This window comes from Chryseobacterium soldanellicola, assembly GCF_900100115.1.
GTDB lineage: Bacteria > Bacteroidota > Bacteroidia > Flavobacteriales > Weeksellaceae > Chryseobacterium > Chryseobacterium soldanellicola.
This window is the reverse complement of the sequence record NZ_FNKL01000004.1, coordinates 317,347-341,030: the sequence shown is the minus strand read 5'-3', so window position 1 is coordinate 341,030 and position 23,684 is coordinate 317,347. Positions and strand designations below refer to the sequence as shown.

Here is a 23,684-nt window from a genome sequence, read left to right as displayed (position 1 = left end):
GGTCTGGTGTTTTTTTATTCTCTATTTTTTAATTTAATGCGAAAATTATTTTTAGAGATAACTAAACTTACTCTCCGATTTGATTATTATACACTTTGAGAAGATCAATCAGATTATTGACGCCCAATTTAGCATAAATCCGTCTTTTATAGGTGCTTGCGGTAGTCATCTGGATTTGCAGGATATTCGCGATTTCAAGATTTCCGTTTCCTTCTGCTAAAAGCTTGAAAACCTGCAGCTCTCTTTCCGATAAAATACGCTCGACTTCTTTTTTCTCCGGACGGCTTGATAACTGTTTTACTAATTTAAGAGGATAATAATAACCGTCTTCGAAAATTGACTGCATCGCTTTAATCAAAGTCTTTTCACTGCTTAATTTATTTAAATATCCTTCTGCACCTTCCTGAATATATTCTATAGCAACACTTTCTTTGTAGGAGGAAAAAATCATGATCATCAGATCTTCCTGAATCATTTTCAGCTCTTTAATCATATTCTTAAAAGTACTTCCCGGCATTTCGATATCAAGAATAATAAGATCAAACTTTTCGGCCTTCAGCTTCATTTTAACCTCATCATAATTTTCTGCGTAATCGATTGAAATCTTGGAAAATTGATTTTCCAAAACCAAGGCGGTCCCAAGTCTCACTACATAATGATCATCTGCAATTAGTATTTTTTTATTCATAATCAGTCAATTTTAAGAAAAATTTTTACCACGGTTCCTTTCGGTACATTTTCATGAAAACTTATTTTTGCATTTATTTTTTTACTCAGCTGAATAACCATGTGTAGTCCTAAACCATAATTTTTAAAAACAAAATTTTCCGTTTCCATGCTTTCAAAAACATGAGAATAATATTCTATCTGGCTTTGTGACATTCCCTTTCCGGTATCGGAAATTCCTATTTCCACCTGAGCATCTTTTACGGCAGCTGTTATGGTTATTTTTCCGTCTGTTGTATTTTTCACCGCATTATCAATCAGATTATGAAGCATTGCCGAAAAAATATTCCGATTGGTTTTCAGTCGTAAATCCGGATCACAAAGATTAGCTATTGTCGTATTATTATCCATCGCCATTTCTTCAAAAAGCAACTTTTTATCTTCCACGAGATCATACAAAGCATACTCTTCGCTTTCTAAAATATTCTCTTCTTTGTAAAGCTCGGTATATTCTTTTAAGCCTAATGTAAATTTGAAGAGCTGCTCAGAAGTTTTATAAATTCCATCGAAATATTTTTTCTGAATCTGAGCATCTTCCGCGGTGCTGAGCTTTTGTGAAAGTAAAGCAATGAATCTTACGGGAGTCGTAATATCATGGCTGATGCTTTCCATTATTTTTTGCTGATATTCAGCTTCATTTTTAAGCTTATTCTTTGTGATTTCCAGCGTGTTACTGGTTTCTTTCAGCTCCTGATCTTTGCTGTAGAGGTTATTTTTTAATTTTTTATTTTTAATTCTGAGAAAATTGGTCCGCATCTGAATAATCATCAAAATGACTGTTAAAATCAACAACATAATGAATATCTTAAACAACATTGTCTGATAAAAAAACGGTTTTATCTCCAAAAAGATCTTTTTGTAGGCAAATTTTCCGTCCTCAGCAATTAAGAATCGTACTAAAAGAGTATAATTTCCCGGATTTACGGGATTTAATGTAAATTTTTTATCATTTTTTATCTCTTCCCATTTACTGTTTTTTCCATTTTCGAGCTTAGCTTCAAGATAAACATTTTCGATGTCATAATAATAAGGAAGATCAAGGAAAATATCAACATTTTTATAGTCACTTTTTAAACGGATTGTATCTTTAAAACTGATCATATTATTTCCGATTTTGGCTCTTTCAATATAAAGCTGGTCGCTTTTGGGATAATGGCTTTTAATTTCATGGGGCTTAAAAAATACAAAACCTTCCATTGACGGAAAGACAAATTCTCCGTTTTGAAGTATATTTCCGCTTGGGTTGGCGCTGCCGTTAAATTCATTATTCACAAAACCGTTTTCTTTGGTATACCGGTAATACGTGACCTTGGAATTTCTATTCTGCGCATAATTCAGAAGAATTTTTTCAGGAATTTTAAACAAACCGTTATTTGAAGATATCCAAAACATGCCTTGCGTGTCTTCCAGAATATGGTGTGCATTGGCAATATATCCGTTTTTGTCGTCCGGCATTTTGATCACTTCATTGTTTTTAATCAGATAAAATCCTTTATTATGCGTTGTAAACCAGAAGTTTCCGTCTTTTGTACGCTGGATTTCCTTAATCGGTAAATCTTTCGCCAGATATTTGACAATTTTGTTTTTTAAAAGTGATAAAAGGTAAATTCCGTTGCTTGTCCCGACATAAAAAAGATCATTATTGTAAGGCGTAACGAAATTTATATCTTTTTTAAATTTAAAAATATTGCTTGGCTTTTTAAACTTATCATCGGGAAATACTTTCAGATAATAATTAAATTTGTAATCCGCTACATTTACCATGTAATTTGTACCTATTTTGAACAGTCCTTCAACTGATTTCCCAAGCTTTACAGAGTCTTTTTTCTGATAATTTGAGGACTTAAGTCTTCTTTGGATCTTATTATATTCTAAATAAAGAAGATTTTGGGAATTATCATACAGAAGATAGCGTTTATCATACTTTACAACTGTATTGTATATTTTATTTATCCGGTCTTTATAGTATTCTATCCCCTGTTTTGTAATCACTGAATTGGGGCTGAAAGGCAATGCTTCATAGACAAATTCTCCCAAAAAGGGAATATTTTTCTGCGAAACATAAAAATTAGAAAGATTAACAATATTAAGTCCTTTTACTACATTTCCGAAATATAATTTATTGGCCTCTTCATCAAAATACATGCAGTAAATAAAATTCTTTTCAATATTTTTATAGCCCATCAAGAATGTAAGCCTGGGTTTGTTATTTACTATTTTACTGATGTAAATATCACCGTTTTTGATCAGAAAAACCTGTTTTGTGCCTTGGTGCCAGTAAATTCTTGTTTCGGGATCGTTGTATAAAGATGGCTGATTATCGTAGGACACATTTCCGTTTTTGAGAATCATTGTCGTTCTGTTATTAGGATCAGCAATATAGACAACATTATCATGCTCAAAGGCACCTTTAAGATCTGTATGAAGAAAATTTTTCTTTATAATTTTTGATAATCCTTTGTTTGGTTTATATTCAATGGTATGATTATCAAAATAGTAAATGCCGGCATCTGTTTTTATATAATAATAATTAACTTCCGGATAAAACCGGTCAATAAGACTGTTTTTATAAAACCTTTTATATTGAGCTTCCTTTGTTAAAGCGTAAGTCCGTTCAATTTTTTCCTGAGGTAAAATCGTCGCTGTCCGGTTTGAAATCAGGACACAGTCTTTTTCGCCATTATTAAAGCAAGTGATTCCTCCGTTTTTATCTCTGAGAAAATCTTTAAAACTTAAACTACTGATTTTAAATTCATTATGCAATAAAAAACTTTTACCATCATACCTTACGATACCGCCGTCGGTTGACAGCCAGATGAAACCATACTGATCTTTTATGATATCTTTTATACTATTCTGGGGCAGGCCCTCATCCATACCATACCACTGTGAAGTGTAACGCTGGCTATGGAAAAATAGTGAAAAAAATAAAAAAACAAACGGATAAAACTTCATCAATAACTTGTGTTAGGTTTTAGTTGGATGTGCAAATATAATATACAATAATTACATTTTTGTAGAAAAAATTCTACAAAGTGTCAAATTTTTATTACAAATTTTAGCCAAAAATTTAATATTAAATAAATTCAGATTTTTTTAATTTACAGAAATATTTATTTAATAAATAAGGCGAAAGCATAAAAGAAAAATATTCTTCATAATTTACATTATAATAAAATAAATTCATCATAATTAATAATTTAATTATTGTTACTAATAAAAACATATCAAAGATATAAAAACAAAAAAACCGTTGAAATAGATTTTTGTCGATAAAATATATTCATTAAATTAAAAATAATAGTAAATTATTTACAGAAGCAAAAGACCTCCCAAACTGAGAGGCCTTTTTATAATGTGTTTTCAGAATCGCTGTTTGAGTTTGTTTTCCCTATATCAAATATTTAAGGGAAATAGTAATAAACTCTACGTTAAATTGAATTAATAAAGATTTAAAATATCTGGAAATGCAGTTATTATTTTTGTCCGAGATCCGGAACCCAGACAATATCGCCGGTTTCATTAAACTTAAACAACCACTGATCAGGATTAGTATTACCGGTTCCGTTGTTGGTATCGGTAACGTCTCCTGTATTTGTTGAAATGGAAGTACTTGTGATCACATAGTCTCCGTCCGTCGTCTGATATATATGAACAGGTGCAGGATTTATAGTCGTTGTATTTACGGCACCATCATTAAGCGTTCCTCCAAACAGGCGATGCCATAGTGTGGTGCCTGTTGAGCTTAATTTAAATACACAAACATCAGCAGCTCCGTGACTGGTTGCCGTAACATCTCCATTGGCAGAAGAAGTAGAATACCCTGCCACTACAAAATTGCCGTCTGCTGTTTGTATGACTGAAGTAGCCCGTTCATTACCTGTACCACCAAGAAGACGCTGCCATTGTATGTTACCCGCCGAGTTTAACTTGACTACCCACATATCATCACCACCATGATTGGTTGCCGTAACATCACCATTAGCTGAACCCGTTGAATAGCCAGCCAGTATAGCACCTCCATCAGAAGTTGCAAAGGAAGAAAAACAAGTATCAGTACCTGAGCTGCCATAAGTTCTTGTCCATACTACTGCTCCGGTCAGATTTATTTTCACTGCAAAAAAGTTACCGTTATTTACATCCAGGCCATAACCACCCAATATATACCCGGTACCATCGCTAGTAGGATCCAAACCATATAAATAATCTTCTCCTGAACCACCTGTTGGGTTTCCATATGCCTGTTGCCAGGTAACTGCACCCGTAGAAGTAAGCTTTATCACCCAGAAATCAAAGGCATTAATAGGTCTGGTGCTTGTAACCTCGCCACTCGCCGATGACCGGGTACGACCTCCAACAATATATCCACCATCAGCAGTCTGGTGAATAACATTACCATAATCCGTGGCATTACCTCCCAGTATTTTTTGCCATGTAATGGCACCGGCAGCAGTTAATTTTACCACCCAGATATCTCCATTACCCTCGTGATCTGCCGGAGCAGTCATTACATCTCCTGTTCCTGAGGAAGTAGTTGTTCCTACAAAAATATATCCACCTTCGGAAGTTTGTTTAATAGAATAACCATATTCAAAACCTGCTCCGCCATACAGACGTTGCCATTCTATTTTGCCATATTGATCATATTTTGTGACCCAAATATCTACATTTCCATGGCTGGCTCCTGTTATATTTCCTGTTGCTGATGAACTCGAGCCACTAATGGTAATATAGCCACTGTCAGCAGTTTGCTCTACCAGAGCAGGAGATTCTGCCGCACTACCCCCCGCAAGAAAGCTGAAAGGAATGTCCTGTGTGGGTGTTATATAAGGAGTACCTACCGCCTGTGCAGCCCCGAACTGTATCGCTCCAAGCAGTACTATACAGCAGAGAAAGGTTGTAAGCCCTTTTTTTATTTTTATCATAATCTTAATTAATTATAAAGGGTTTTAAAAATTAAAATCCTGCAGACATATACACATAAATGGTGCTTCCCATTACGACCAGAGTATATACTGTTTCCGTGCCTGCTGTAGTGGGACGGTTATTGGCATATTTTACGGTAAATCCGGATGCGGCGAAAAGTGCGGTACCGCTTACCGTTCCTCTTACGGCAAGGCTGTAAGTTCCGCCGTCTTTTACGCCTGTTAATGTAAAGGTACCTGCAGCATTGGCTGTAGTATAAGCAAGGTTACTCAGCAGGTAGTTGATCGTTCTTCCCGCACCGGCATTGTAAGCGACATAATTGGTAGAAGCGCCGTTTACTTCCAGCTTACTGGTTGCATTATCGGTGAAAGCTCCAACGGTTACGTTGCCGTTGTTGGGTTGCAGAGAAAGATTTGTCCATGCTGTACCGCTGTGTACGGACTGTATAAAGCCTTTATCGGTTGTTGTATTATAGCCTAAAACCAGTTTTTGATTGGGATCAGTAAGACCGGTTGCCATTAGCTGTCCAAACTCTCCATATGCTGTTTTATCCTGTGCTGCCTGAAACTTTGCTGTAGCAAACGGAGTGGTGGTTCCGACACCTACTGCACCGTTGGCCAACCATGTTAAAGCAGTTGCGTTACCGCCGCTTGCCGTTCCTAAAGAGCCGCCTGCGTTACCTGTAATTACAGGACCATCCACTGTAGTATTGTATACAATTTTATTTACACCACCCGCTCCTTCTAATTGTAAGGCATTGCTGTTTAATAATAAATCCTGTGTTGCAGAATGGTTTCCCAGGTTATCAGCCACTGCCGCTCCGGCGTTTACCCAGATCGTTCCGTTGAAATACCAAAGTGTATTCGTTGTTGTATCAAATACCTGAAGCCCTTTTGCTGGAGAGGTAACAGCTACTCTTTCTGATGTTGTCATACGTGGCATCAAAAATCCTTTGCTGGTAGAATTCACTTCTAACATTGCGGAAGCAACTGGTGAAGGGGTTCCGATTCCCACGCCCTGTGCATTGGCTGTAAAGCATCCCAAAACGAGGGCAGCTACATAGAGATTGTTTTTTTTCATTTTCAAGTTATTATAAAAGAATGTTGTTAGAATAATTGATGTTTTCAAGGATTAAAATGCCAATAGCTACTACCGTTATTAAAGAATTACTATCATTACGGCTGATTTTTTTTGCTTTGTATATATTCCTACTTATTAAAAGATTAAATGGAAAGTAGCTTTCTGAATAAGTGTAATAGATTGATAATTCTCAATATCACATTTTATACGCTCACATTTCACCGTCAAAATTATAGGATTTATGGCGTCTCTTAAGAATTACATTTGTACTAAAAATACTACAAAAATGTACTAAGATATCCACACCGGGAAAACCGGTAAGATCTTTAAATAAAAACATACCTCCCGATATGGGAGGTACAAACACAAATGATAAAAAAAAATTCACCTCCTCTTTTCTCATTAAAGGAGGGAAAAGTAGTTCTGTTTTTAAAAGCGTATTTTAATCGTTGATCTATTATGGCGTATAATCAGAAACCCTTGTAATATGCATACTTAAGCCGCCGGTCGGCATTAATTCTTCTGAGGAAAGCCAATAGCCGCTTGTTCTGATTTCAGGGATAAATTTAACCACATTATCCTGTTTTACAATAATATTTCCTACCGCGATACCACTAATCCTGAAAAGGCCTGAGCCCTGCCTGATCGTCATATAATCTGTATTATGCGTAATATTGCTGACATATGCGGAAGCAGGAGAATTTATAAAATTGGGAACCAGCTGATAAGTAACCTGGCTTCCCAGCCTGTCCGGGAGGGTTGGGCTGCTTGCTCCATCACCCGCAACATCCCTCTGATAAACAAAAGTAAACTGAATGGTGACACTGTAGATGCCGGATTTCAGGAAATCTATCCCACGATTGTTATCAGCAGTTCTCACTGCTACAAATGGTGAGCTGTTGAATGGTGTTTCAGTACCGTTTACAAAAAATATATGTGACATCTGACCTGAATTGTAATCAGCAGCTCCTGCCCCGCCTGTGTATTGCGCAATCAGCATATCTGTATTTTGGTAGCTTGTAGAAAACAGTGAGCTGGGATTTATGATCTGATTTACATTTCGCCATTTATCATCAGCTGAAAAATAATAATACAGCCCGGATTCTGTAATTAAGCTCGTTCGGGCTATAGAATTCGTAGGACGCGAAGTAGCAAACACAAACATTCCGTTTTGGCCTGCTCCCACAGTCATCGCCTGTACCTCATCACCTGTAAGCCTGGGAAATAATACGCCCTGTGGCGAGGTGGGTTTCGTGGGCACATACGCCACGTCCAGTGAGCCTTGTGGAGTGGGTGTATTTACACCTACTTGAGCAAAAGCAGATGAGCCTGCTGCCAGAAAGAATAAGCTTGTAATAATTTTTTTCATGTTTTTATTATTTTGAATGATGAGTAAAGATTAATTATCAATAATTTTTCGTAGCGGGTAATGCATTTAAGCATAGAAAAATTTGTTCAGAAAAACAGGTCAAATATATCTTTATTAATAATGACATCATAAAAATCCCTGTACTAAGAATACTACACCTTTGTACCAATACTACTACACCGCATGCTAAGAAAGTGACAATTAAATATTAATAAAAACTAAAGAGAATAAGAAAAATACTCACAATAAATAAAGTTTAATAAAATAAATTTAGCCGGCTTTATCAAAGTGATGAATGACCCTTAAAAAATTGAAGGTCCTGCGTATTTTGACCTGCTGTATTACATATATTTGAGAGAATAATCAACAAAAAAATACAACAATGGCATTAGACAATTTAATCAGCCTTACATTTTCAGAAAGCGATCTTTCCATATTGGATCAGGCTTTAAGCAGTATAGAAAATGTGCTTTCGGGAAAAACCATCAACCTTACGCCCGACCAGAGGCAGCAATACGGGCGAATAGCCGAGCAGAATAAGCTCTTCGTTGATAAATCTAAAAATTACATGGAGCAATATCCTCAATATGTTCCTTCTTTTATTGATAAAACAGAATTTGACAGAGATTATTCTGCCAGGCAGCAGATTGAAAGCCGCATGCAAAGGCTGAGCTCTGTAAACGAGCAGCTGGCTGATACAAAGGTTTTATTAGATCATGACAACTATCACAACGCAATTACTTTTTACAGGAATGTAAAATTTCTGGCAGGCGAAAATGTTCCGGGAACCAATGTGATCCATGAAGACCTGAGACAGTTTTTTAGCAGCGCACCCACTTCTGCAAGCCCTGCCGAGGCCTCTAAGAAGGAGTAACGGACTGTTGCACAAGTGCCCGCGGGCACTTCCAAAGTCCCTTTAGGGGGTTGGGCAAGTGGTTTACCCCCCTTGGGTAAGGGGGGTAAACCACTTTAACAAGGGGATGCAGGCCCTTAATAAATACCCGCAGACCCTTATATAACCATCCCCAAACCCTTGTACAAGTACCCGCAGACGGGTATGGAAGGGTAAAAGGGGACTTTAGAAATACAAAGCCCCCTTTCTTTTAAACTTAAATACGATTAAGACAGACGATTTTTAAGAATCAACACCCATTGTCAATGGATAAAAATGGTTTAGCCTGTTTTAATAATGGTAAAGAAAACATTCCCCTTAGATCAATAAGACCTCCCGTACTGAGAGGTCTTTTCATTTAATAAAAAAGCCTCCCATTTTCGGGAGGCTGGTAACACAAATGATTAAAATCTTTCTCGTCTTTTCTCATCATTTTTGCAAAATAAATATGAATGTCGGGAACAAAATATGAAGTGAGAAAGAAATGTCATAAGGTCGTATGATCAAAATTAAAACTCTTCCAGAATCATTGATTCTCTGATTCCTGAGACACTGGAAAGTGTAACGGTCAATCTTAAAATTGTGCCCGTACTCAGGTCATAGACATGATAAACATTGTATTCATTGGCACCTCCTGCAATATTATCATCTAAAGCGGTCCATGTATTTAGTGCTAAGTTTTTTACTGTTCTCAGCTGCCATACGGTGTCTGATGCTCCGGTTCCGTTTTGTCCGCTATACTCGGTATCCCAGATATTAAACTGTCTTGTAGCGCCTGTATTTATCCTGATCTGCCATGTTCCCCCAGTATTCGTAGAAGTATATCTGAAGGAATAAGCCCCGGATCCGCTATTTAAAACCAAGCTCGGGCTTGCTACGGCCAAACGCAGCTTTGTTACAGAAACTCCTGCATCTTCGGTATTTCCGGAGATCACATTCCCACTCGCATCGGTGGCTAATGTGGTAGCTGACGGCAGTCGGGTCATTTTCACTCCCGAAGCTCCGGCTACACGGCTGTCTACTTCAAGGCTATTTGTTGGCGCGATCGTTCCTATTCCCACCCTGCCTTGCTGTGTAACCGCTACATCATTGGTTTGCTGAGCTGCCGTAGGAACTCCTGTAGCAGGGTTGTCTTTCGCACCGTCTACATGAAATGCGGCCTGAGGATTTGACGTATTAACCCCGATCTGGGCGTTTATTTTTATAACTCCAAGTCCTAAAATCAGTAAAATGGCAATCTTTTTTTTCATAGCATCTTTTTTAAAATCAAAAATACTTGATTCAGCATTTTTTTTACTACAAAATATGTAGTAAAAGTACTACAAGCGGTACTAAAATCTTTACACCTATTAAAATAAATGACCAGAACAACTTTCCCCCTATTTATCTTTTCTAAATCAAATATGCCGGGGAACATATTCAAAAGGAGGAAAGTATTATCAATTATTAAAATAGCAGTTAAAAAATTATTTTATTGAATAAAAAGAAATCAAATCAGCGGACAAGAATGTCCTGTACTAATCAAAGGGTTTAATTGTTTTTTCATAATCATGGTTTTAGTATTCCAAAAATACAGGTTTATGATCTTTCCTCAAGCATAAAATCTGTACTAAAATCACTACAAAGCTGTACTAAAAGTACTACAAATGAATACCTTACAAGAATACACCTATAAAAAAAGCTTCCCGTAGGAAGCCTAAAAACACAAATGATGAAAAAAAATGTCTTTTTCAAGACATTCCAAAGATAATAAAAAAATTAACTTAGAGAAACAAATTATGAATTATATATCATTTTAATTTAAAAAATAAAAAAACCTCCCTATAAAAAGGAGGTTAAAAAACTCAGAAGATGAAAAATGTTCCTCCATCTTTCCCATCATTTAAAACTAATACTAACGTGGTGAACCATTATAAAAGGAGGAAAAATATGAATAATATATTATTTTTTCTGCACTGTTCCCAAGTTTCAAAAATATAGGATTTATGCTGTAAGCCGATACACTATCCTGTAATAAAACACTATAGACTGTACGAAGCAACCTACATATAGTACACCAGACAAAAAAATAAGCCGATGTGAAAATTATTTTAATAAAAGACTTAATTTTGACTATTAATTACCCATTATGGTTGATCCTAAGGAAATATTAAAAGAACACATCTCAAAATTTACTTTTCTTACCGAAGAGCAGTTCGATTATGTTTTTTCACATTTTACTATGATCAGTTTAAAAAAAGGACAGAGCCTGATCTCAGAAGGTGATTTCGTAAACCATGAATATTTTGTTCTGGATGGCTGCCTGAAAGCCTTCTATCTTAATGACAGCATGAAAATGTTTATCCTGCAGTTTGCAATGCCCAACTGGTGGGTGACAGATTTTGACGCGCTTTACAGCAAAAGCCGGGCAACCATTAATGTCGACTGCATCACCAACGCGAGTATTTTATCAATCTCCAATGAAGACAGGGAAACGATCTGTAAAGAAATTCATGAAGTTGAGCATTTTTTCAGGTGGCGAACGAATAAAGGCTATGTTGCCGCCCAAAAACGCCTACTTTCCTTTATGAATAATGATGCTAAATTCAGGTATGAAGAGCTTCTGTCGCTGTATCCTCAACTCTACAATTTAGTTCCTAAACATTTGATTGCCTCATACTTGGGAGTTACAAGAGAGACTTTAAGCAGACTTCATCAATAATTCTAAACCTAAATCTTACCCTAATCTTGCTTAAAACTTCCGATATTTCGTGATGTAGGTCACGTAACTTTTTCCGTCAATCGGCTGACATTTGTATCATCATTTAAAACAAATCAAAATGGATACAAAAAATTTTAAAGTAAACAGCGAAAACAGTTCAGTTGAATGGATCGGGAGAAAAGTAACCGGAGCCCACAACGGAACAATCGAAGTAAAAGAAGGAAGTTTTACTTTTGAAAACAATATTCTTTCTTCAGGAAAATTTGTCATCAACACAAGATCAATCAAAATTCTTGACATCGATGATCCTGAAACAAATGCACAATTCGCCAATCATTTGGCTTCTGATGATTTCTTTAACTCAGATCAGTTTCCTGATGCCGTTTTTGAAATCAAACATGCAGAACCTGGTGAAAATAATTTTTACTATGTAACCGGAGATCTTACTATCAAAGGAATTACACATTCTTTGGAAACGACTTTACAGATCGTGAAGACAGACAACGTGGCAGTTTTGAATGCTAAAATTGTGATCGACAGAACAAAATTCAACATCAAATTCAGATCATCAAACTTCTTCAGCAATCTTGGAGATACTTTAATCTACAACAATTTTGACTTGAATGTTCACTTAGTTGCGGAAGCAATTTAACCTAAATTAAAAATTAACCTTAAAAATTTAACATCATGCCATTCATAAAAGTAGATGTTTTGCGCGAAGATCTTAACCGCGAAAAAAAACAACAGTTAATCAGAGAAATCAGTAAAGCTGTAACAACAGTTTTGAATAAAGATCCACATTTGACACATATCGTAATCAACGAAATCGAAGACGACAACTGGGGATACGCCGGAGAACAGGTTTCCGTGCTGAAAGAACAAGGATTTTCAACTGAAAAAAAATAAATCAGATATGAAAAAACAAACAGGAATCGTCACAGGCGCATCATCAGGAATCGGTTTGGAAATTGCCCGTTATTTTCTGGAAAGAGGCGATAATGTGGTAATTAATTCACAAACAGAATCAAAATTACAACAGGTTTATAACGAATTGGGAGCCGGCGAAAACCTTGCGATGGTCGCGGGAAACGTTGCAGATAAATCCGTTGGAGAAAAATTAGCAAAAACGGCGATTGAAAGATTTGGTTCGATCGATATATTGGTGAACAATGCAGGAATTTATGAAAACAAACCGTTTTTAGAAGTTACGGAAGAATATTTAGACAAATTTTTAAATACCAATTTAAAAGGAACATTCTTCACAACACAATCCGTAATCCCTCAAATGCAGAAACAAAAAGATGGAGTTATTATCAATATTGGTACACCATTGGTTTATCACGCGATCGCACAATCTCCGTCAACGGCACCGATTTCAAGCAAGGGAGCCATCCACGCTTTGACATTGCAACTGGCAGCAGAATTCGGAAAAGACAATATCAGAGTGAATGTCGTTGCACCAGGATTGATCAGAACGCCGATGCACGATGAAAATATTGACAATAATGCGGGAATTCATCTGATCAACCGCATCGGAGAACCTGAAGAAATCGCTCAGATGGTTCATGCTATTGCTAAAAATACATTTATCTCAGGCGCCATCATTAATGCAGACGGAGGAATGGGCGCCGGTCATCAATTGTAAAAATGAAAGCTCTGCTATTATTTGCATGGCTGTTTATCTTTCCGGTAAGCAGCTTTGCTCAAAAAATCAAAGTCATGAAAAAAGACCCGGTACAAGAAAAAGAAATAAGAAATTCCATCGAGCACTATTATCTTAAAGGAATTTATGAAGGGAATACAAGCCTTTTAAAGGAAATTTTTCACAAAGATGCCCTACTTTTCGGAGATATAAAAGGTGTTCCTTACTACAAAACCGCCACACAATATATTGAAGGTGTCGGAAGCAGGGTAAGTCCGCAAAAATCGGGGAAAGATTTTAAGCCGACAATCATCTCTATTGACGTGATAAACACGATTGCTACAGCAAAATTAAATGTAAAAATGTATGATTTTAATTACTATAATTTTATAACTTTTCATAAAATTGATGGTAAATGGCTCATTGTCAATAAAACATTAACTGATGTAGAACTTTAATTTTAAATTTTAAACCAAAATCATCAAAATCATGTGGAATAAAAACAGAATAACAGATTTATTGGGCATAGAATATCCAATTTTTCAGGGACCTTTTGGTGGCGGATTATCAACGGTTGAATTGACTTCTACAGTGAGTAATCTCGGCGGATTAGGCGGATTTGGAGCTTATACTTTATCTCCAGAAGAAATTGATGAAATTGATAAACAGATCAAATTAAAGACAGACAAGCCTTACAATCTCAATCTTTGGGTCAACGATCATGACATTATTGATCGGGAAAACACGGAAAATCAATATAAAAAAGCAGTCGAAATTTTCAAACCTTATTATGACAGCTTAAATATTGAAGTTCCTGCGCTCCCTCCATCTTTTGAGTCGAGATTTCAGAATCAGCTGCAGGTTATTTTTGATATTAAACCTAAGGTTTTCAGCTTTATGTTCGGGCTTTTAGATCCTGATATTATTGAAAGACTTAAAAACCAGGGAACGGTCGTTGCCGGAAATGCCACAACGTTGGACGAAGCCATCGCTTTGGAAAACATCGGTGTAGATATAATTGTTGCATCAGGTTTTGAAAGTGGCGGCCACAGACCTTCGTTTTTGGATAAAGCCGAGCTTTCAACGACGGGAACTTTTGCTTTGATTCAATTGGTTAAGGATAAAGTGAAAACTCCGATTGTAGCAGCCGGAGGAATTGCCAACGGTAGCGGAATTGCTGCAGCAATGACTTTGGGAGCAGAAGCAGCACAAATCGGAACTGCATTTTTAGCCACCGAAGAATCCGGAGCATTGCCAATTCACAAAGAATTTTTGTTTTCAGAAGCCGCAAAATCCACTACCCTTTCCCGGGCTTATACCGGAAGATTGGGCCGCGGAATTACAACAGAAATCACAAGAAAACTCCTGACAGCAACAGATCAGACCTTGCCTTTTCCTTTACAGACAACTTTTATTTCATCGATGAGAAAAGCAGCATTGGAACAAAAGAAACATGAATTGGTTTTCTTCTGGTCCGGACAAATCGCTCCCATTTTAAAACATAAAAAAGCATCAGCATTAATGGAATCTTTAATTAAGAATGCTTCTGAAATATTGAATAAACAGAACTGATTACATGGTCATTCCAATGTCGATCCCTTTGATTTTTCGGTAAAGATCAGTCGCATAATTATCCGTCATTCCGGAAACAAAATCGACGACTCCGAGAACCTTCTGATAATCGGTTCCTCTCTCGTAAAAAAATTGTTTCGGAATCAGCTTTAACGCTTTTGTATCGTAAGATTTTATCTGACCTTCCGTTTTCAAAATTGATGGAATAAAATGATCAAGAAGCTCATACATTACATTGTAGCCAGCGTTTTCGATCTCTACGACGGCTTTATGATTGTAAATTTTTTCAACCGAAAAACCCGCGATATCCTGTAACGCCTTGTTGTCAGATTTATATATATCAAGTAAGGCTTTATCAAGATTTCCTGCTAGTATTTTATCGAAATTTAATTTATACAGCTCAATTGATTTATTAATTAAAGCATTGATAACTTTTGCCCTCAAATAAGAAATTTTTTCATTCTCATTGGAAATTGAACTTAATTTTCTTTCTATTCTTGCGACATCATCCATTTCAGATTTTACCAGCTCAAAAAACAGGTTTTCACAGTCGGAAGTCGACACAATTCCCAATCTGTGGGCATCTTCCATATCGATAATATTGTAGCAAATATCATCTGCCGCTTCCACCAGCCAAACAAACGGATGTCTCTTAAAAATATGAGGCTCTTCGCTTTCTGAGATTAAATTTGTTCCTTTTGCTATTTCAAGAAAAATATCTTTTTCATTTTGGAAAAACCCGAATTTTTTTCTGTGAATAATTTTTTTATCTCTCGCAATTGCTTCACAAGGATATTTTGCAATACTCGCTAAAGTTGAGAAAGTCAACTGAATTCCGCCTGCATCTTTTCCCTGTTGTTGATGAGCCAAAACCCTGATTGCGTTGGCATTTCCTTCGAAATTAACAAGATCTTTCCATTCTTTCTCATTGAATTTAGGCTTTAAATCATTTTCATTCCGTTCAAAATAACTGGCAATCGCATCTTCTCCCGAATGTCCGAACGCCGGATTTCCAACGTCGTGACAAAGACATCCCGCCGCAATTACATTTCCTAAATTATGAAGGTAAAAGCCCTTCGATTCTTCCGTTAAATCATTTTTAAAATTCTCGGAAATATATTCCCCGATGACGCTTCCCAAACTCCTTCCAACAGACGAAACTTCCAAAGAATGCGTCAAACGGTTGTGCACAAAAACACTTCCCGGAAGCGGAAAAACCTGCGTTTTATTCTGCAGTCTTCTGAAAGCCGATGAGAAGATAATTCTGTCAAAATCTCTTTGAAAATCCGTTCTTGAAGCAATTGTATTCGGGTTGTTTCCTGTACGCTGACTGGTGAAAATCTGGTTTAAGTTCATCATTTTTCAAAATTACTCCAAATTTTATTTTTTATGAAGTAATCTATTTACTTTTTTCTTAAAACCCACATTTATGATCAATAATCCATTCGTAAAAATTTCCAGGAAATTCAAGTTGTGATTAATTTAATTTTGTTATTATTAAATCTGTATTTAAATATTTCATTATTAATATAAGTAAATATTTTACGCTAATTTTTATTTTAATATTAAAATCATGGCAGAATAATTGTATTTGATCCAAGTATACATTCAACACATGCCAGAAGGTCCATCCATATTATTAATGAAAGAAGATCTGCAAAAATTTGCAGGTAAAAAAGTTGTGAAAGCAGATGGAAACGCTAAGTTCGAAAAAGAACCTTTAGAAGGGAAAATTTTAAAGGAAATCCGGACTTTTGGAAAACAAACTTACCTTGTTTTTGATGAAATAAGTGTAAGAATTCACTTGCTGATGTTTGGTTCTTATAGTATTGATGAGCAGACAAAACCCGATAAAAGCTTACGTTTATCTTTACAGTTTAAGGTGGGCGGAATGTACTTTTATACCTGTTCGGTGAAGCTTATCGACTCAAAAGGCCTGGAAAAAATCGACTGGGAAGCCGACATTATGAGTGAAGAATGGAATCCAGAAAAAGCTGAAAAAAAATTAAAATCAAACCCGGAAATGATGGTTTGTGATGCTTTAATGAACCAGGATATTTTCTCGGGAGTCGGTAATATCATTAAAAATGAAGTTCTTTTCAGGATTGGTGTACAGCCGGAAAGCCTTCTCGGAAATATGCCCCCGAAAAAGATTAAAGAGCTGATTACTGAAGCCAGAAATTACAGCTTTGATTTTTTAAAATGGAAAAGGGATTTTGTCCTTAAAAAACACTGGCTTGCCCATACAAAAACTGTCTGCCCGAAATGTGGGGAAAAACTTATTAAAAAGCAGACCGGCAAAGGAAAAAGAAGAAGTTTTTATTGCGTGAATGATCAGACATTATATTAATGTTGAATTGATCATCTATTAAAAAACTGCTTTAACTTTAAACTTCTCTTTAAATTTACTTTTATCCTTGTTTCAGTTAATAATATCCGATCATTAATTTAGTCGGAAGTTTTTATTGTAGCTTTTCTTTCAGAATTATTTTCAAAATAATTTTTACTGTTTCAAAGTAAAAAAATACTATAAACCTTATAATAAGTAAAATTTGAAGAAATTCATCGTTTAAAAAGAAACATACAATTCACATTTAAGTGATGAAAAAATTGATCACAATAATTTTTATTAATACAAAATAACATTTCAATTTAAAATTTCAACGTAATATATCACTCACAAATGATAATATTATGCATATCATTTTTTCTTTTTTGTTTTATCAAGTCTTAAATACAAGACATAAAAGCTTTATCAGATCAATAATTATTTACGAATAAGATAATAAAAATAACAATAATTATACAAAAACATATTAAATATTTGTAAACAAAAAGCTACGAAAACGTAACATAAAAACATATAACTAACTGATAAACATCATAATTATTTCATTTGGCACATCATTTGAAAGTTGTAATATTGCAAATGTAAAATTGATAATAAAACGTCAAATAATTAAAAATAAAACAAAATGGTAACTTACATTGGAATCGCAACATGTTTAATAGTATTTTCTTCTTACTTCATGACAATAAAGAGAGAGAATAACTAAGAATTTTTAAGAATGAATTTTCTCAAGTAGAGAAGATATGAATGTATTGTTTATGTTTAATCTGATAAAACAGATTTAGCTCTTTTACTCAAATAGGAGTAAAAGGGCCACAAAAACATAAAAAAACCTTTATAAAACGAACAAATTTTAGTATTATATAGTTTAGCCGGGCTTTTAGTCCGGCTTTTCTTTTTCTATAAATTCAAACTTTATAATATTTTATCTTTGCAAAGAACTTGTTAATTAAAATCCTTCAATTTTATGAATCTGTATGACCTTATTATTCAGGACAAAGAAAAAGTAGCGCTCAATGATGTTTTTCTTGAGCTAAAAAATAAGGAACAGTTTGTACAGCTCGTTAAAGAACACACTTATATCAAAGAACTGCAGAAATACGGATTGCCTGTCAATAATAAAATCCTTCTTCAGGGAAGTTCGGGTTGTGGAAAAACCATGACTGCCAAAGCAATTGCCAATGCTTTGGGCAAAAATATTATTATTCTTAATTTAAGCAATATTGTTTCATCACGAATCGGGGAAACATCTCAAAATATTAAAATGATTTTTGATAAAGCTTCGAGAGAAAGATCGGTTCTTTTTCTTGATGAACTCGACCAAATCGGGAAAGCAAGAGGCAGCGACGACAAAGATGTAGGCGAAATGAGAAGACTGGTGAATACTTTGATCCAGTTGATCGATTATTATCCCGAAAACGCCCTTTTATTGTGCGCTACGAATCATCCTGAAATTATTGATTCTGCTATTATAAGACGTTTTCAGTTAAAAATTAATTATGAAATGCCTTCTAAAGATTTTTTGGATCGATTTTATGATAATTTGTTGTCGAAATTTCCGGAAGATTTGAGGAATATTGAAAGGAAGTATGAGGTTTCTTTTGCGGAAGCGAAGGATTATGCTTTTACAGTGGTGAAAGGGAAGTTGATTGAGAAGTTGGAAGGAAGGGAAACAGCACAAATATTATAAGATATATCATTATTTTAATATGTAAAATTTTCTAACAAATTGAATCACATATGAAATTAATATTCTCTTTATTCTTATTAATAATCTTAATTTCCTGTTCTCAAAAATATACCGGAGAAGTAAGTTTTAAAAGCTGCAAGGTCAATTATCCTCTTCATGATGAAGAAAAAGAAAGGAAAATTAATTATGAAGCAATTCCAAATCAATGGGAATATGAGTCTGCATTGCGAAAATTAGCTCTTTGTTTATGTGATAAATATCTTCAAAAAAACGATGAAGAAATTAAAGAAAAAATCATTGAAATCTATAAATATAAATTCGAGTTTTATAATAGAGACGATTCATTCAAAAAAGTAAATTTTGATTCTATTTTGATAAATAGAAAAGAAATTTTCAATCCCAGCTTTTATTGAAGATTTAGTTTTTATATTTGGCTGTTTAAAAAATTTTAATTCTAATAAAACTAAACCTTATGAAAACTAAAAGCTTTTTAGTTGCTTTATCATTATTTACATTTAGTTCCATCTATTCACAAAAAATTTTCAATGCTATTAAAGATCAAGATGTTGAAAAAGTTAATAAACTACTAGATAAAGGGGAAGATATTAATCAAAAATCAAAAGAAGGCATTACACCTTTATATTCTGCAGTGGGTACAGGCAATGTAAAAATAGTTGAACTTCTTATCAATAAAGGTGCTGATGTGAATTTACCTTTGGAATCGACAGCAACACCGCTGAATTTTGCAGCTCAGGAAGGATATACAAAAATTGTTGAATTACTTTTAAAAAATAATGCAAATCCAAATTTTCAGGATGTAAACGGATGGTCGGCTCTACGATTTGCCACAAGAAATAATAAAATGGAAGTTGTGAAACTTTTGGCGGAAAATAAAGCGATAATAGATACAAGAGCAAACGATCTCGCAACACCTTTTGCAAGTGCTATTGGAAAAGGTTATTTAAATATTGCTGAATATCTTATCCAAAAAGGTGCAAATATTAACAATATTGATAAAGATAATGAAACTCCAATAATGTATTGTGCTCAGGGAGGAAATTTGGCAACCGTGAAATTCTTGCTCAAATTTAAACTTGATTTGACCATTAAGAATAAAGATGGTAAGACCGCTTTGGATATGGCTAAAGAGAAAAATCACACGGAAATCGTAAAATTAATTCAGGAGAATTTAAAGTAAAACTTTATTTTTATGCATCATAAAACATTACTTTTCATATCCGTTTTTTTAATTTCAAATCTAATAAATTCCCAGGTTCATAAAAATTGTTTAAATGATGATAAAATAAATTTTTGGAAAGAATGTAAGCAGAATAAAGTAGAATGGGATTCTGTTAGTTACAATGATCAAAAAATAAAATTTTTTATTGTACAGCAACATTCATATAATGGGCTTAATGATGAGTGTATATCCAACGGTTTTTTAATTTTACCCATTGATGAATATGATTTAAAGAGGAAAGAATTAAAAACAATATTTAGATTAATTAATCAAAAAATAAAATTTACAGAATTTAGGGTCTTCTCAACTTGTGAATCTTTTAATTTATCTCAAACATCTTTTTGGGCTCCTGGGAAAGACGAATATTTAGCTCAATTCTATGTAGGATCATTAAACCAAAAAATCAAAATCAAGAAGAAAAAAAATCCCTCTCATCACTGAAAGGGATTTATTATATCTAAAACTTTAATTACTAATTACATATAAGCTTCAATCGGCTCACAAGTACAAACTAAGTTTCTATCTCCGTAAGCTTCATCAACTCTTGAAACAGAAGCGAAAAATTTGTGATCTCTTACCCACTCCAGCGGATATGCTGCTTTTTCTCTGCTGTATGGTTTATCCCAAGAATCAGAGATTACAATTTGCTCTGTGTGAGGGGCATTTTTCAATACGTTGTTGGTTGCGTCTGCTTCTCCGTTGGCGATTTCATCGATTTCATGCTTGATAGCAATTAAAGCCTCTGCAAAACGGTCGATTTCTGATTTGCTTTCAGATTCTGTAGGCTCGATCATTAATGTTCCTGCAACCGGGAAAGAAACTGTTGGCGCATGGAAACCATAATCCATCAATCTTTTTGCAACATCAGCAACCTCAATTCCTAATGACTTGAACTGACGGAAATCTACGATACATTCGTGCGCTACTCTACCTTCAGTATTTGAATATAAAATAGGGAAATGCTCCGCTAGGATTTCTTTTAAGTAATTCGCATTTAAAATCGCATGCTCAGTTGCTTTTTTCAATCCTGAAGTTCCTAGCATTTTGATGTAAGCATAAGAAATATTCAGGATCAAACCAGAACCGTAAGGCGCTGCAGAAATCCCTTCAATAGCTTCTTTAGAACCAATTCTGATGTTTGCGTTCGTAGGCAAGAAAGGAACCAAATGTTTAGCCACACAGATCGGACCAACTCCAGGACCTCCACCTCCGTGAGGAATGGCGAAAGTTTTGTGAAGATTTAAGTGACAAACGTCTGCTCCGATGTTTCCGGGGCTTGTATATCCTACCTGAGCGTTCATATTGGCACCATCCATATATACCTGTCCGCCATGCTGGTGGATCAGGCTTGTAATTTCTTTAATATTGGCATCAAAGAATCCGTAAGTTGACGGATACGTGATCATTACACAAGATAAGTTCTCAGAATGCTGTTCTGTTTTAGCTTTTAAGTCTTCGAAATCAATTTCTCCGCTTTCAAGATTTTTAACAACAACAATTTTCATTCCGGCCATTGCTGCAGAAGCAGGGTTTGTTCCGTGTGCAGACTGAGGAATCAATACTACATTTCTGTGACCTTCACCTCTTGAGATGTGGTATTCTCTGATTACCATTAGTCCTGCATATTCTCCCTGAGCTCCAGAATTAGGCTGAAGTGAAGTTCCTGCAAAACCAGTGATTTCAGCTAAATCTTTTTCCAGCTCGCGAATCATTTCCTGATAACCTCCGGCCTGATCAACCGGTACAAATGGATGAACTGCTCCCCAATTTTCCCAGGAAAGCGGTAACATTTGAGTAGCGGCATTCAGTTTCATTGTACAAGAACCCAGAGAAATCATTGAATGTGTTAATGATAAATCTTTTCTTTCCAGACGTTTGATGTAACGCATCAATTCCGTTTCTGTATGGTATTTGTTGAATACTTCTTCCGTAAGAATTTCGTCTTTTCTTAAATTCTCTTCAGGAATGCTGTATCCTTCTTTTATTTCTAATTTGAAAGTCTGCTTATCTTTAAACTGAGCAAAAGACGCCATTAGAATATTTAATTTTTCCAATGTTGTACTTTCGTTGATCGCGATGCTTACAACGCCTTCTGTGAAATAGTTTAAGTTAAGCTTATGATCCAGCATCATTCTCATCAGCCTTCCTTTCTCATCTTCATTTAATAAAATTTTTACAGTATCGAAGATTGGCTCTTCAACCGCTTCATATCCTAATGCTTTAAGACCGTTTTTCAAAGCATTTGCTTTAAAGTGAATTTGGTCAGCAATATAGTTTAATCCTTTCGGACCATGATAAACAGCGTACATTCCGGCCATTACAGCTAAAAGAACCTGAGCGGTACAGATGTTTGAAGTTGCTCTTTCTCTCTTAATATGCTGTTCTCTCGTTTGTAAAGCCATTCTCAAGGCACGTTTTCCGTATGCATCCTGAGAAACCCCGATAATTCTTCCCGGAATATCTCTCTTATAATCTTCCTTACAAGAGAAAAATGCTGCGTGAGGACCTCCGTAACCCAATGGAATACCAAATCTCTGTGAAGTACCCACCGCACAGTCAGCGCCCATTGACGCAGGTGATTTCAGCTTAACCAAAGCCATCGGATCACAAGCTACAACTACCTGTAGATCTAATTTTTTGTATTCAACAATATTTTCTGTATAGTCTAAAACAACACCGTTTTTACCAGGATATTGTAATAAAACTCCATAATATGTTTCGTCAAACTGGTGAGTTTTGTGGTCACCTTCTACGATTTCGATTTCTAGCCCTTCAGCTTTTGTTTTTAAAACAGAAACCGTTTGAGGTAAAACAAGGTCTGAAACGAAGAATTTGTTTGCATTTGCTTTTTTCTGATCTTTTGTTCTGTTGTTAAAGAACATATGCATTGCTTCTGCAGCAGCTGTAGATTCATCTAATAATGAAGCATTTGCCAACGCAAAACCTGTCAAGTCACACACCACAGTCTGGAAATTCAAAAGAGCTTCCAATCTTCCCTGTGCGATCTCCGCCTGATAAGGGGTATACGCTGTGTACCAACTCGGGTTTTCAAAAATATTCCTCTGAATAGCCGACGGCAACAATGTATTGTGATATCCGAAACCAATGTAGCTTGTATAATCAGTATTTTTCGATGCCAATTCCTTAGAATGGATGAGCATTTCGTATTCTGAAAGCGGTTCTGAGATTTCAAGATCTTTTTCTAAACGGATAGAAGAAGGGATGGTTTGAGAGATGAGCTCTTCGATACTTGAAACGCCAACTTTTTCCAACATCGCCTGTTTATCGGCTTCATTTAAGGAAATGTGACGGCTCACAAACTGTTCTGTATTCATTTTTTATATTAGATTTTGTTTGTAAAAAAAGATTGGTAAAATTACAATTTTTTACATGATTGTACAACCTCCCAAAATTGCAGAAAAAGCAAAGAAAGTTTCATATCAGTTTTAAAATTAATGACTTTTGAATCTTTTTTTGCTTAAACTTTAATTTAGCA

Annotated in this window: 20 protein-coding genes; 12 read left to right on the top strand and 8 right to left on the bottom strand. The window is 35.2% G+C overall.

Annotation, left to right across the window (positions count from 1 at the left end; genetic code table 11):
• Positions 1-67 precede the first annotated feature (67 nt).
• The 5 genes from BLT04_RS15645 to BLT04_RS15620 all read right to left on the bottom strand — a co-directional run bounded on the left by BLT04_RS15645 (position 68) and on the right by BLT04_RS15620 (position 8,101).
• Positions 68-688, bottom strand: coding sequence for a response regulator transcription factor (locus tag BLT04_RS15645; protein ID WP_089756721.1), 621 nt, complete (start codon positions 686-688; stop codon positions 68-70).
• Positions 689-690: 2 nt separating this feature from the next.
• A complete protein-coding gene (locus BLT04_RS15640) occupies positions 691-3,681 on the bottom strand; it encodes a sensor histidine kinase (protein ID WP_089756720.1) in 2,991 nt (996 codons plus the stop codon).
• Positions 3,682-4,202: 521 nt separating this feature from the next.
• Complete coding sequence (locus tag BLT04_RS15635) at positions 4,203-5,651, bottom strand: PQQ-binding-like beta-propeller repeat protein (protein WP_089756719.1); 1,449 nt, start codon at positions 5,649-5,651, stop codon at positions 4,203-4,205.
• 31 nt (positions 5,652-5,682) lie between these two features.
• Positions 5,683-6,732 carry a hypothetical protein gene (locus BLT04_RS15630; protein ID WP_089756718.1) on the bottom strand — a complete coding sequence of 350 codons (1,050 nt, stop codon included), beginning with the start codon at positions 6,730-6,732 and terminating at the stop codon, positions 5,683-5,685.
• 457 nt (positions 6,733-7,189) lie between these two features.
• Positions 7,190-8,101, bottom strand: a complete 912-nt coding sequence (locus tag BLT04_RS15620) for a hypothetical protein (RefSeq protein ID WP_089756716.1) — start codon at positions 8,099-8,101, stop codon at positions 7,190-7,192.
• A 382-nt stretch (positions 8,102-8,483) separates the two neighbouring features.
• On the opposite strand from BLT04_RS15620, the gene BLT04_RS15615 reads away from it, so the two are divergent.
• Positions 8,484-8,975 (top strand): hypothetical protein, encoded by a 492-nt coding sequence (locus BLT04_RS15615; RefSeq protein ID WP_089756715.1) that lies wholly within the window; start codon positions 8,484-8,486, stop codon positions 8,973-8,975.
• A gap of 527 nt (positions 8,976-9,502) precedes the next feature.
• Here BLT04_RS15615 and BLT04_RS15610 read toward each other — a convergent pair.
• Positions 9,503-10,243, bottom strand: coding sequence for a hypothetical protein (locus BLT04_RS15610; protein WP_089756714.1), 741 nt, complete (start codon positions 10,241-10,243; stop codon positions 9,503-9,505).
• 878 nt (positions 10,244-11,121) lie between these two features.
• Between BLT04_RS15610 and BLT04_RS15605 the strand changes: the two genes are divergently transcribed.
• The 6 genes from BLT04_RS15605 to BLT04_RS15580 all read left to right on the top strand — a co-directional run bounded on the left by BLT04_RS15605 (position 11,122) and on the right by BLT04_RS15580 (position 14,908).
• On the top strand, positions 11,122-11,694 hold the full coding sequence (locus tag BLT04_RS15605; RefSeq protein WP_089756713.1) for a Crp/Fnr family transcriptional regulator: 573 nt from the start codon (positions 11,122-11,124) through the stop codon (positions 11,692-11,694).
• 118 nt (positions 11,695-11,812) lie between these two features.
• On the top strand, positions 11,813-12,346 hold the full coding sequence (locus BLT04_RS15600; RefSeq protein WP_089756712.1) for a YceI family protein: 534 nt from the start codon (positions 11,813-11,815) through the stop codon (positions 12,344-12,346).
• Between the two features lie 35 nt (positions 12,347-12,381).
• Positions 12,382-12,600, top strand: coding sequence for a tautomerase family protein (locus tag BLT04_RS15595; protein WP_089756711.1), 219 nt, complete (start codon positions 12,382-12,384; stop codon positions 12,598-12,600).
• 7 nt (positions 12,601-12,607) lie between these two features.
• Complete coding sequence (locus tag BLT04_RS15590) at positions 12,608-13,339, top strand: SDR family NAD(P)-dependent oxidoreductase (RefSeq protein ID WP_089756710.1); 732 nt, start codon at positions 12,608-12,610, stop codon at positions 13,337-13,339.
• Positions 13,340-13,341: 2 nt separating this feature from the next.
• Positions 13,342-13,794, top strand: coding sequence for a nuclear transport factor 2 family protein (locus tag BLT04_RS15585; RefSeq protein WP_089756709.1), 453 nt, complete (start codon positions 13,342-13,344; stop codon positions 13,792-13,794).
• 31 nt (positions 13,795-13,825) lie between these two features.
• Positions 13,826-14,908, top strand: coding sequence for an NAD(P)H-dependent flavin oxidoreductase (locus tag BLT04_RS15580; protein ID WP_089756708.1), 1,083 nt, complete (start codon positions 13,826-13,828; stop codon positions 14,906-14,908).
• Here BLT04_RS15580 and dgt read toward each other — a convergent pair whose 3' ends face one another.
• Positions 14,909-16,264 (bottom strand): dGTP triphosphohydrolase, encoded by a 1,356-nt coding sequence (dgt, locus tag BLT04_RS15575; protein ID WP_089757305.1) that lies wholly within the window; start codon positions 16,262-16,264, stop codon positions 14,909-14,911.
• A 259-nt stretch (positions 16,265-16,523) separates the two neighbouring features.
• Here dgt and BLT04_RS15570 point away from each other — a divergent pair, with 259 nt between their 5' ends.
• The 5 genes from BLT04_RS15570 (at position 16,524) to BLT04_RS15550 (ending at position 20,629) form a co-directional block, all read left to right on the top strand.
• On the top strand, positions 16,524-17,258 hold the full coding sequence (locus tag BLT04_RS15570) for a DNA-formamidopyrimidine glycosylase family protein (protein WP_089756707.1): 735 nt from the start codon (positions 16,524-16,526) through the stop codon (positions 17,256-17,258).
• Positions 17,259-18,225: 967 nt separating this feature from the next.
• Positions 18,226-18,948, top strand: a complete 723-nt coding sequence (locus BLT04_RS15565; RefSeq protein ID WP_089756706.1) for an AAA family ATPase — start codon at positions 18,226-18,228, stop codon at positions 18,946-18,948.
• A gap of 50 nt (positions 18,949-18,998) precedes the next feature.
• Complete coding sequence (locus BLT04_RS15560) at positions 18,999-19,361, top strand: hypothetical protein (RefSeq protein WP_089756705.1); 363 nt, start codon at positions 18,999-19,001, stop codon at positions 19,359-19,361.
• A 59-nt stretch (positions 19,362-19,420) separates the two neighbouring features.
• Positions 19,421-20,146: an ankyrin repeat domain-containing protein gene (locus BLT04_RS15555; RefSeq protein ID WP_089756704.1), complete on the top strand. Its 726-nt coding sequence runs from the start codon at positions 19,421-19,423 to the stop codon at positions 20,144-20,146.
• A gap of 12 nt (positions 20,147-20,158) precedes the next feature.
• The gene (locus tag BLT04_RS15550; protein ID WP_089756703.1) at positions 20,159-20,629 is read left to right on the top strand and encodes a hypothetical protein; all 471 of its coding nucleotides are present in this window, start codon (positions 20,159-20,161) and stop codon (positions 20,627-20,629) included.
• Between the two features lie 35 nt (positions 20,630-20,664).
• On the opposite strand, the gene gcvP is transcribed toward BLT04_RS15550, so the two are convergent.
• Positions 20,665-23,523, bottom strand: coding sequence for an aminomethyl-transferring glycine dehydrogenase (gene gcvP, locus BLT04_RS15545; protein WP_089756702.1), 2,859 nt, complete (start codon positions 23,521-23,523; stop codon positions 20,665-20,667).
• Positions 23,524-23,684: the final 161 nt, after the last annotated feature.

Bases quoted from the DNA above. Each gene is read 5' to 3' on its own strand.
- BLT04_RS15645 (WP_089756721.1), bottom strand. From the start codon at position 688: ATGAATAAAAAAATACTAATTGCAGATGATCATTATGTAGTGAGACTT.
- BLT04_RS15640 (WP_089756720.1), bottom strand. From the start codon at position 3,681: ATGAAGTTTTATCCGTTTGTTTTTTTATTTTTTTCACTATTTTTCCAT.
- BLT04_RS15635 (WP_089756719.1), bottom strand. From the start codon at position 5,651: ATGATAAAAATAAAAAAAGGGCTTACAACCTTTCTCTGCTGTATAGTA.
- BLT04_RS15630 (WP_089756718.1), bottom strand. From the start codon at position 6,732: ATGAAAAAAAACAATCTCTATGTAGCTGCCCTCGTTTTGGGATGCTTT.
- BLT04_RS15620 (WP_089756716.1), bottom strand. From the start codon at position 8,101: ATGAAAAAAATTATTACAAGCTTATTCTTTCTGGCAGCAGGCTCATCT.
- BLT04_RS15615 (WP_089756715.1), top strand. From the start codon at position 8,484: ATGGCATTAGACAATTTAATCAGCCTTACATTTTCAGAAAGCGATCTT.
- BLT04_RS15610 (WP_089756714.1), bottom strand. From the start codon at position 10,243: ATGAAAAAAAAGATTGCCATTTTACTGATTTTAGGACTTGGAGTTATA.
- BLT04_RS15605 (WP_089756713.1), top strand. From the start codon at position 11,122: ATGGTTGATCCTAAGGAAATATTAAAAGAACACATCTCAAAATTTACT.
- BLT04_RS15600 (WP_089756712.1), top strand. From the start codon at position 11,813: ATGGATACAAAAAATTTTAAAGTAAACAGCGAAAACAGTTCAGTTGAA.
- BLT04_RS15595 (WP_089756711.1), top strand. From the start codon at position 12,382: ATGCCATTCATAAAAGTAGATGTTTTGCGCGAAGATCTTAACCGCGAA.
- BLT04_RS15590 (WP_089756710.1), top strand. From the start codon at position 12,608: ATGAAAAAACAAACAGGAATCGTCACAGGCGCATCATCAGGAATCGGT.
- BLT04_RS15585 (WP_089756709.1), top strand. From the start codon at position 13,342: ATGAAAGCTCTGCTATTATTTGCATGGCTGTTTATCTTTCCGGTAAGC.
- BLT04_RS15580 (WP_089756708.1), top strand. From the start codon at position 13,826: ATGTGGAATAAAAACAGAATAACAGATTTATTGGGCATAGAATATCCA.
- dgt (WP_089757305.1), bottom strand. From the start codon at position 16,264: ATGAACTTAAACCAGATTTTCACCAGTCAGCGTACAGGAAACAACCCG.
- BLT04_RS15570 (WP_089756707.1), top strand. From the start codon at position 16,524: ATGCCAGAAGGTCCATCCATATTATTAATGAAAGAAGATCTGCAAAAA.
- BLT04_RS15565 (WP_089756706.1), top strand. From the start codon at position 18,226: ATGAATCTGTATGACCTTATTATTCAGGACAAAGAAAAAGTAGCGCTC.
- BLT04_RS15560 (WP_089756705.1), top strand. From the start codon at position 18,999: ATGAAATTAATATTCTCTTTATTCTTATTAATAATCTTAATTTCCTGT.
- BLT04_RS15555 (WP_089756704.1), top strand. From the start codon at position 19,421: ATGAAAACTAAAAGCTTTTTAGTTGCTTTATCATTATTTACATTTAGT.
- BLT04_RS15550 (WP_089756703.1), top strand. From the start codon at position 20,159: ATGCATCATAAAACATTACTTTTCATATCCGTTTTTTTAATTTCAAAT.
- gcvP (WP_089756702.1), bottom strand. From the start codon at position 23,523: ATGAATACAGAACAGTTTGTGAGCCGTCACATTTCCTTAAATGAAGCC.